Origin of the sequence: Kitasatospora sp. NPDC057940, assembly GCF_042887425.1 — a bacterium.
Classification (GTDB): Bacteria; Actinomycetota; Actinomycetes; order Streptomycetales; family Streptomycetaceae; genus Kitasatospora.
Window position 1 is genome coordinate 132,766 of record NZ_JBHVPH010000024.1, and the last position, 9,018, is coordinate 141,783.

The 9,018-nt window shown below is 73.1% G+C and carries 7 protein-coding genes; 3 read left to right on the forward strand and 4 right to left on the reverse strand.

Features of this window, described 5'->3' with window-relative positions:
* The first annotated feature begins 204 nt into the window (after positions 1–204).
* Both ACFVTF_RS29475 and ACFVTF_RS29480 read left to right on the forward strand, forming a co-directional pair.
* The gene (locus ACFVTF_RS29475) at positions 205–372 is read left to right on the forward strand and encodes a hypothetical protein (RefSeq protein WP_387817422.1); all 168 of its coding nucleotides are present in this window, start codon (positions 205–207) and stop codon (positions 370–372) included.
* A gap of 173 nt (positions 373–545) precedes the next feature.
* Positions 546–1,250, forward strand: a complete 705-nt coding sequence (locus ACFVTF_RS29480; RefSeq protein WP_387817423.1) for a hypothetical protein — start codon at positions 546–548, stop codon at positions 1,248–1,250.
* A 124-nt stretch (positions 1,251–1,374) separates the two neighbouring features.
* Here ACFVTF_RS29480 and ACFVTF_RS29485 read toward each other — a convergent pair whose 3' ends face one another.
* The 4 genes from ACFVTF_RS29485 to ACFVTF_RS29500 all read right to left on the reverse strand — a co-directional run bounded on the left by ACFVTF_RS29485 (position 1,375) and on the right by ACFVTF_RS29500 (position 7,439).
* A complete protein-coding gene (locus ACFVTF_RS29485) occupies positions 1,375–1,746 on the reverse strand; it encodes a nuclear transport factor 2 family protein (RefSeq protein WP_387817424.1) in 372 nt (123 codons plus the stop codon).
* Between the two features lie 62 nt (positions 1,747–1,808).
* The gene (gene car / locus ACFVTF_RS29490) at positions 1,809–5,288 is read right to left on the reverse strand and encodes a carboxylic acid reductase (protein ID WP_387817425.1); all 3,480 of its coding nucleotides are present in this window, start codon (positions 5,286–5,288) and stop codon (positions 1,809–1,811) included.
* A gap of 147 nt (positions 5,289–5,435) precedes the next feature.
* Positions 5,436–6,632, reverse strand: coding sequence for a cytochrome P450 (locus ACFVTF_RS29495; RefSeq protein WP_371515505.1), 1,197 nt, complete (start codon positions 6,630–6,632; stop codon positions 5,436–5,438).
* Between the two features lie 30 nt (positions 6,633–6,662).
* On the reverse strand, positions 6,663–7,439 hold the full coding sequence (locus tag ACFVTF_RS29500) for an SDR family oxidoreductase (protein ID WP_387817426.1): 777 nt from the start codon (positions 7,437–7,439) through the stop codon (positions 6,663–6,665).
* 354 nt (positions 7,440–7,793) lie between these two features.
* On the opposite strand from ACFVTF_RS29500, the gene ACFVTF_RS29505 reads away from it, so the two are divergent.
* Positions 7,794–8,882, forward strand: a complete 1,089-nt coding sequence (locus ACFVTF_RS29505) for an NADH:flavin oxidoreductase (RefSeq protein WP_387817427.1) — start codon at positions 7,794–7,796, stop codon at positions 8,880–8,882.
* Positions 8,883–9,018 lie beyond the last annotated feature (136 nt).

Sequence of the window (9,018 nt, forward strand, 5' to 3'; positions counted from 1 at the left end):
TTTTTCGGGGGGCGTGGTTGTCTGTGTCCGGCCGGCGCCCGGGGCGTTCCCGCGGGGGGGGCCGGGGCGCCCCCCCCGGGGGGCCCACGCACGGGTCCGGGGCGCCGATCCGCCTGCCCCGGGGTAGGCGTCCAAAAATACCGGGTGGGGTATCCTGGCAGGACTGGCCACCCCATCCGGGGGTGCGACGTGAGGAGCAGCGCGATGTGTCGACGAACCACCTGCCGGACCTGCGGCAAGGCCGGCTACGCGGGGTGCGGCATGCACGTCGAGCAGGTGCTCGCCGGGGTGCCCAAGTCCGGCCGCTGCGCCTGCGACCGGACGAAGGGCAAGGGCGGCGGCTTCCTGACGAGGCTGTTCGGGCGCCGCTGACGGCCCCGGCTGCGGACCCGGCTGCGGACCCGGCTCCGGGCGTACCCGAGGGGGCACCGGTCCGTCGACCGGCGCGCCGGGCCGGTCCGGCGCCCCTCCCCCGGTCTTCCGCGCCCCCGCGCCGCAGGTCAGACTGTCGCGAGCAGTCCGACGCAGCACCGAACGGGGGCCACGTGGCACAGGGCAGGAAGAAGCAGAAGAGACCACTGAGCGCGGCGGCCGCCGCCGCCCAGCGGCCGAAGAGCGCCAAGCGGAAGCCCCGGAAGGACAAGCCGCTCGCGCCCCGCACCATCCGCCGGGCGGCCGTCCTGGTCGCGGTGCTCGCCCCGCTCCTGCTCGTCGGCCTGATGGCGCTCGCCGTGGACCCGGACCACTCCGCCCTGTTCACGATCCTCGCCGTGCTGGTGCTCATCGCCTCGCTGGGCGGACTGATGGTGGTCCGGACGGCCGGCTGGGTGCTCTGGCCCGGCGTCCTGCTGGGCGTCCTGCTGCTGGCCCTGCCACCCACCACCATCCGGGCGGAGGTGCTCGCGCACCGCGGGGAGCGGACCGAGGTGGTCGTCACCGAGGCCCACAGCTCGAAGGACCGCAGCGGCCGGATCAGCTGGTCCTGCGCGATCCGCCGCGCGGACGGGAAGCCGCTGCCGCACCCCAGGTTCCAGGGCTCGGGCTGCTCCGGGTCGTCCTCCGCCGGCACCACCACGACCGTCCTCGTCGACCCCGACGGCTGGGCCCCGCCGGCCGGCACCGACCTGGACTTCTCCTTCCTCCGCGGCGGCGTCTACGCCCTGGGCGGCCTCAGCCTGCTCTGGGTCCTGCTCGTCACCGCCGCCGCCCGCCGCAGCCTCCGGGAGTCCCGCGCCGCAGCGCCCGCCTGACGGTCGGGCACCGCTCCTGCCGCACGTCCGCCACTCCGGGCCGGGACGCCCTCTCGACTGCGGCGGGGTCGCGGCCGCATCTTCGCCGGGCCCGCGCGCCGGGTCCGCGCGGGCGGTCGGTCCGTCAGGCCGTGCTGCCCTTCGGCACGGTGTAGAGGCACTCCTCGATCCGGTCGATCAGGCCGCCTTCGAACCGGAAGTACACGACGGTCGGGACCTCCTGGACGATCCCGTCGGCCGACAGCAGGTGGATGACGTGCTGCTGGAGCACCTCGTCCGGCTTCTCGAACTGGCGCAGGACCTCGAACCGCAGGGACTCGACGCCGGCGGCGAAGGCCTTGAAGTGCACGAGCCGCTCGTCGATCGCCTGCTCGTCCTTGCCGTCGTTCTGCCAGACCGTGGCCTTCTCGGTGCACAGCGCCCGGAAGCCGGCGAAGTCGTTCGCCTCCAGCAGCCGCAGACCCGAGATGACCGTCTCGCCGATGCTCTGTGCCATGCCGAACTCCTGTGTCCGTCGGGTCGAATGCGGGGTGGTGGTGCGGTGCTGCGGTGCTGCGGTCAGTGGGGAAGCAGGCCGAGGTGGCGCAGGTCGGTGACGTACTTGCGGACGAGGGCCGCCGACAGGTGCGGGATGTCCTGGTCGGCGCCGACCTTGGCGGCCCGTACGGCGGACCGGAACCCGGCGGCGGGTATCGCCGACCCGGGGACGCCCTCCCCGGGCCGCGCGAAGGCGCGCAGCAGGGGCAGCAGCGAGTGCTGGCGCTGCTTCTCCGGCAGGGCGCGCAGCGCGGTGGTGATCCGGGCGAGCCAGTCGTCGTAGTCGTCGATCCGCCGGATCGGGTGGCCGTCCTCGATGAGCCAGTCGACGAAGGTGTCCAGGCTGACGCCGTCGTCGTGCGGGTTCAGCGCGTTGAAGGTCCGGTAGCCCTCGGTGGCCCGCGCGCCCAGTGCGGTGACGGCCTCGGCGGTGAAGTCGACCGGCAGGCCGTCGTAGTGGGCGCGCCCGCCGCCCCGGTAGAAGGAGCCCGGGGCGATGCCGGTGGCGAGCAGGCTGAGCAGCAGGCGGGTGAACACGTCGGGCACGTTCAGCTGCCCCCGGTACGTGCCGTGCGCGAGGATCATGTCCGACCGCAGGGTGACGACCGGCAGTCCGCACAGGTCGTGGGCCTCGCGGAGCAGCACCTCGCCGGCCCATTTGCTGGTCGCGTACCCCTGCGCGTACCCGTCGTACCCGTGCGCGTCGTCGTGCCCGTTCTCGTGCTCGGATCCGTGAGCGCCTCCGCCGCCGGCGGTGCCCCGGGCGAGGTGGCGCACCGGGCTGGTGACGCGGATGTCGCCGTCCTCGTCGAGGGCCGCGGCCGCGGCGCCGGCCACCACGGCGACGGTGGACACGTAGGTGACGGGCTTGAGCCGGGTGGTGAGCGCCAGCCGGATCAGTTCGGCCGTGCCGACGACGTTGGGCCCGAACAGCTGGTCGTAGGGCAGCACGTGGTTGACCAGGGCGGCCGGGTGGACGATCAGGTCCACGGTGTCGGCCAGCCGCTGCCAGGTGTCCTCGGCCAGGCCGAGCCGCTGCTCGCCGATGTCGCCCGCCAACACCTCCAGCGTCCCGTCGGCCAACTCCCGGTACCGCCGGAGCAGTTCGGCGTCACCACTGTCGAAGGCGGCCTCCAGCCGCTTCGCCGCGACGGCGGCGTCGGCGCCGCGGACGACGCAGACCAGCCGACCGCCCGCGGGCGCCAGGCGTTCCAGCCACTCCAGGCACAGGAAGCGGCCGAGGTAGCCGGTGGCCCCGGTGAGCAGGACGGTGCGGACGGCGCCGTCGGGGCGGGGCAGCGTCGGGGCGGCGGCGAGCGTCGCCGCGTCGAGGAACCTGTCCAGGGTGAGGTCGCCGGCCCGGGCCTCGGTGGCGTGCTCGCCGTGGACGGAGGCGGCGGTGGGCCGCGCGGCGCCGGAGCTGCGCCGCTCCTCGATGTAACCCGCCACCCGTGCCAGGTCGTTGGCCGGGCTGATCACCACCCCGACCGGGACCTCGACCCGGAAGATCTCCGTCATGAGGGCGGCGAAGGACAGCGCGGACAGCGAGTCACCGCCCAGGTCGGTGAAGTGCGCGTCGGCGCTCAGCTCGGCGCCCGCGCAGCCCAGCAGCGCCTGGGCGGCCCGGCCGACCGTCTCCAGCACCGGCCGGCCCGGCCCGGCCCGGCGCAGCTCGCGCAGCCGCTGCTCCTGCCCGTCGGCGAGTTCGGCGTAGAGCCGTTCCAGGGCCTCGCCGTAGCGCTCCCGGAGCCGGGGGCGCAGCGGTTTGTGGCTGTCGGCGAGCAGGCCGTTCGCGGCGCTGAAGGGTTCGGTCTCGATCAGGACGTCGCGCGGTATCTCGTAGGAGTTGAGCCCGGCCTCCTTGGCGATCCGCTGGAGCGAGTCGACGAGCAGCGGTTTGAGCGACCCGGTGTCCCCGCCGGCCCTGGCCAGCGCCTCCGGGGCGGGGACGACCACGGCGAGCGGGTAGGCGCGCTCGCTGTTGCCGTACACGAAGATCTGCCGGATCAGCGGGCTGGCGACGAAGGCGGTCTCCAGGCGGGAGACGGCCACGAACTCGCCCTGGGAGAGCTTCAGGACGTCCTTGGTGCGGCCGACGTAGACCAGCCGGTCCGGCCCGGTCTCGGCCATGATGTCGCCGGTCCGGTAGTAGCCGTCCGCGTCGAAGATCTCGGCGTTGAGTTCGGGCCGCTTGTAGTAGCCGGGGATGGCGGTGGCGGTCTTGAGCAGCAGTTCCCCGCGCGGGTGCGGCGAGTCGGTCCGGAAGTAGCCGAGTTCCGGGACGTCGACCAGCTTGTAGTCGATGACCGGCGGGCGCTGCACCACCGAGTCGAGCAGCACCCCGCCGGCCTCGGTCGAGCCGTAGCCGGTGTACAGGTGGAAGCCCAGGCAGGACTCGACGAAGGCCGCGACCTCGGCGGAGAGCGGGGCGGTGCCGCAGAAGGCCTTGGTGACGCGACCGCCCAGGACGTTCTCCCGCAGGTCGGTCTTGACCGCCGTGTCGACGTCGCCGGGTTCGCCGGAGCGCCGGTCCAGTTCGCTGCGGTACCGCTGGAAGAGCAGGTCGCAGATGCGCGGGACCATGGTCAGCTCGGTGGGGCGGACCAGGGCGATGTCGTCGAGCAGGGTGGACAGGTCGCTCCTGGCGGTGAAGTGGCCGACGCCGCCCCGGGAGAGCGAGCCCATCAGCGCCCAGTGGCCGGCGAGGTGGCTCTGCGGCATGTAGTGGACGCTGACCGGGGGTGCGTCCTCCGCGCCGTAGCTGAAGCCGTTCCACGCGGTGCGGACCAGCCGCTGGGGGTACACCGCGCCCTTCGGGGTCCCGGTGCTGCCGGAGGTGTAGATGAGCAACGCCAACGGGTCCTCACCCGGGGCGGCGACGAACAGGGGCGCGGGCGGCAGGCCGGCTCCGGCGTCGACCACGGCGGCCAGCGGGTCGACGGCCACCGGGCGGCCGGCCCCGGCCAGGCGCCGCCGGGCGGATGCGAGGGCTTCGCGCTGCTCGGCGACGTCGGGGCGGTAGTCGAACACGATCAGGCGCCGGATCGAGGGCGCCCCGAGGACGGCCTCGACGGCGGTGTCCAGCCGCTCGATGCTCGCCGCGAGGGCGCGCGGTTCGGTCTCCGCGACGATCGGCGCCAGCTGGGACAGCGGCGCGCTGGACTGCAACGGCACGACCACCACGCCCGAGTGGAGGCACGCGAGGTCGAGCGTGGCGTAGTCGGTGCTGGTGAAGCCCAGGATGCAGAGCCGGTCGCCGGCGCTCAGCGGGTGGTCCGGGTGGTGGTGCCACTCGGTGGCGACGGCGCGTACCCGGGCCCACAGTTCGCGGTAGCTGACGGTCTCGAAGCGGGGCAGCAGGCGCCCGGTCACGGGCTCCCGGGCGCGTTCGCCGAGGGCGGGCCGGTCGCCGTAGCCCTCCATGATGGCCGCCATGGCCTCCGCGAGGCCCTTGTCCGGATCACGCACGGCCGCGGTGATCGCCTCCAGTGGTTCGGCCATGCTGAGCCCTCCCGTAGCGTCCGGCTGGTGTCCGGCATCCGGTTGATGTCCGGCGTCCGGCTGATGTCGACGTGTGACCTGGGGCGGGCCGGCCGGAGCGACCGCCGGCCCGTCGGGCCCGGGCGGTCGTTCCGGCCGGCGGGCGTCTCACCAGGCGACCGGCAGCGCGTCCGCTCCGCGGATGAGGCGTTCCGTCCGCCAGGTGACCTGGTCGGCCGGCACGGCGAGGTGCAGGCCGGGCAGGCGGCGCACCAGGGAGTCCAGGACGACGCGCAGTTCCATCCTGGCCAGCGCCGCGCCGAGGCAGTGGTGGATGCCGTGCCCGAAGGTGACGTGCGGGACGATCCCCCGGTGGAAGTCGATCTCCTCGGGGCGGTCGAACACCTCCGGATCCCGGTTGGCCAGGGAGAACTCGGTGACCACCGCGTCGCCGGCGCGGACGGTCTGCCCGCCCAGCTCCACGTCCTCGGTGGCGATCCGGGTGAAGCCGGCGGTGGCGCTGATCGGGATGATCCGGGAGAGCTCCTCGACCGCGTCGGGGATCAGGCCGGGATCGGCGACGAGCTCCTGCCAGAGGTCGGGCCTGGTCAGCAGCGTGTAGACGAAGTTGCCGATCTGGTTGGCGGTGGCCTCCTGGCCGGCGGACAGCAGGCTGACCCCGAGGCTGACCAACTCCTCCTCGGTGAGCCGGTTCTCCTCGTCCTCCACGGCGACCAGTTCGCCGAGCAGGTCGCTGGTGGGCTCGACGCGGCGCTCGGCGACCAGGCCGGCGAGGTAGTCGTTGAGGTGCCCGCGGTCCCGTGCGGAGCGGGCCGGGTCGGAGAGCATCAGCAGGCCGTCCACCCAGGCGTTGAACCGGTCGCGGTCCTCGACGGGCACGCCGAGCAGTTCGCAGATCATCGTGATCGGCAGCGGCCAGGTCAGCATCTGGGTCAGGTCGGCGGGCGAGCCGGTGGCGATCATGGTGTCGAGCAGTTCGTCGACGATCTGCTGGGCGCGCGGGCGCATCGCCTCGACCCGGCGCACGGTGAAGGGGTTGGCGACCCTGCGCCGCAGCCGGCTGTGCTCCGGCGGGTCCATGCTCAGCATCGAGGTGCGGGGCAGGCCGGCCGAGACGATGCGGGGCACGTCCTCGCCGGCGGCGGCGGCCCGGCTGAACCGGGGGTCGGCCAGCACCGTCCTGACGTCGGCGTGGCGGCTGACCAGCCAGGCGTCGCCGCCGTAGGGCAGGCTCACCCGCAGCACCGGCTGCGCGCTGCAGGCCTCGGCCAGCTTCGGGTCCACGTCGAGCTGCTCGGCCGGACCGAACGGATAGGCCCGCGGCCCTTCTTCTGTCGCGGTCATCGTGTCAGTCCTTCCAGTCCTGGCGGGCGGTCACAGGGACGCGCTCTTGCCGCCGTCGATGACGAGGTTGCTGCCGGTGATCCACGAGGCGCGCCGGGAGACCAGGAAGCCGACCGCCTCGGCGATGTCCTCGGTCTGACCGATCCGCCCGAGCGGGACCTCGTCGGCCCAGTCCCCCTCGGATTCCATGCCGAGATAGTCGACGATCTTGTCGCGCGCCTCATCCGCCCCAGGAGTCATCACGTTTCCCGGGGAGATCGCGACGACCCGGATTCCGTCCGGTGCCAACTCGACCGCGAGGCCCTTGCTGTACACCTCCAGCGCGGATTTCGCGGCGGCGTAGTGCAGGATCATCGGGTAGGAGGAAATGGTCGCGATGGAGGAGAGGTGCACGATGACCCCGCCGCCGGCCGCGCGCATGGCCGGCACGAGTGCGGCATTGAGCCGGACGGCGGCCAGGAAATTGATGTCGACCGTGTACTGCCAGTCGTTCTCGATTTCCAGCGCGGTCTGGAAGGCCCGGCAGCCGCCCGCGTTGTTGACCACGATGTCCACCCCGCCGAGGGAGTCCAGCGCGGCGTCGGCGAACGCCCGCACCCCGTCCTTCGAGCTGAGGTCGGCCCGGATGAACTTGGCCGCGGACGGGGTGTGTTCGGTGGGGTTGCGGGCGGAGGTGACGACGGTGGCGCCGGCGTCGAGCAGGTGCTGCACGATCGCGGCGCCGATGCCCCGGCTGCCGCCGGTGACGACGGCCCGTTTGCCGTCCAAGTCGTGGGAAATATGCGCGGTCAGGCGACTCTCGCTCACCCTGGGTTCCGCCACCTTTCGTTCCTGGGAAATTCCTTTCCGCGGCACTGGTCGGCAAGGGAATCAATTCTCCAGTTGCGACCCAGAAGGCGACGCGGAACCACCTGCACCACTATCCGTGATCTCCCGGACACGGTCAACATGATTGTGTCGATGCCGTGGATCGCCTGAGGCAATGCAGCACGGACAGGAACACCCGCTGGACGCCGCGATCAACAGGGCAGATAATCGTGCGTTACCTATGTGCGGCCGACCACACCATTTTCCGCACGGTCCGGCGGCGATTCGCCGGAGCGACGGAGAAGGCGCACACGGAATGTTCACACCATGAGTGCCGAGAACTCGGGAGAAAGCATGTCCAGCTTGGACGAGCCGTTCGTCGTGGGTGATCTGACGGTCCCCAACCGCATCGTGATGGCCCCGATGACCAGGATGCAGTCCCCCGGCGGCGTGCCGGGCGAGGAGGTCGCCGAGTACTACGCCCGCCGGGCCGCCCACCAGGTCGGACTGATCATCACCGAGGGCACCTACGTCGACCGCGCCGCCGCCCGCGCGTACGACCACGTCCCCGACTTCCACGGCGAGCAGGCGCTGGCCGGCTGGGCCCGCGTGGTACGGCGGGTGCACGAGGCCGGCGGCTGGATCATCCCGCAGCTGTGGCACACCGGGGTCGTGCGCACCGGGGCGGAGCCGCCCGCCGAAGGCCCGTCCGGGATCGGCCTGGACGGCGCCCCGGCCGGGCGGGCCATGACCCAGCGGGACGTCGACGACACGGTCGCCGCCTTCGCCGAGGCCGCGGCGACCGCCGAGCGGCTCGGGTTCGACGGCGTCGAACTGCACGGCGCGCACGGCTACCTGATCGACGACTTCCTGTGGAGCGGCACCAACCGGCGCACCGACCGCTACGGCGGCGACCCGGCCTCCCGGGCCCGCTTCGGCGCCGAGATCGTGCAGGCCGTCCGCACGGTCGTCAGCCCGGGCTTCCCGGTCTTCTTCCGGTTCTCCCAGTGGAAGGTCGGCAACTACGGGGCCCGCATCGCGGAGAGCCCGGCCGAGCTGGAGCAGCTGCTGACGCCGCTGGCCGACGCCGGGGTCGACGCGTTCCACGGCTCCACCCGGCGCTACTGGCAGCCCGAGTTCGACGGCAGCGACCTCAACCTGGCCGGCTGGGCGCGCAAGCTCACCGGCAAGGCCGCCGTGACGGTCGGCTCGGTCGGCCTGGACCAGCAGTACGGCGAGGGCGAGTTCGCCCAGGGCTACACCAGCCGGTCCGGCGTGACCGGCATCGACGAACTGCTGGCCCGCCTCAAGCGCGACGAGTTCGACCTCGTCGCCGTCGGCCGCACCCTGCTGGCCAACCCGGACTGGGCCGCCAGGGCGCTGCGCGGCGACCTCTCCCGGACCGTCCCGTACGACCCGGCGGTGCTCACCAGCCTGTCCTGACAGCGTCGTTCGACGAACGGGCGCCCGGAAGCCCGGCCCGCGCCGCGGGGGCGGCCCCGCGGCCCGGGTTTAGGCCGGGGGGGCGGCCGGCGGCACGGGCCACCCCCCGCCCCCCACCGAGAGGGGTGACCCCGTA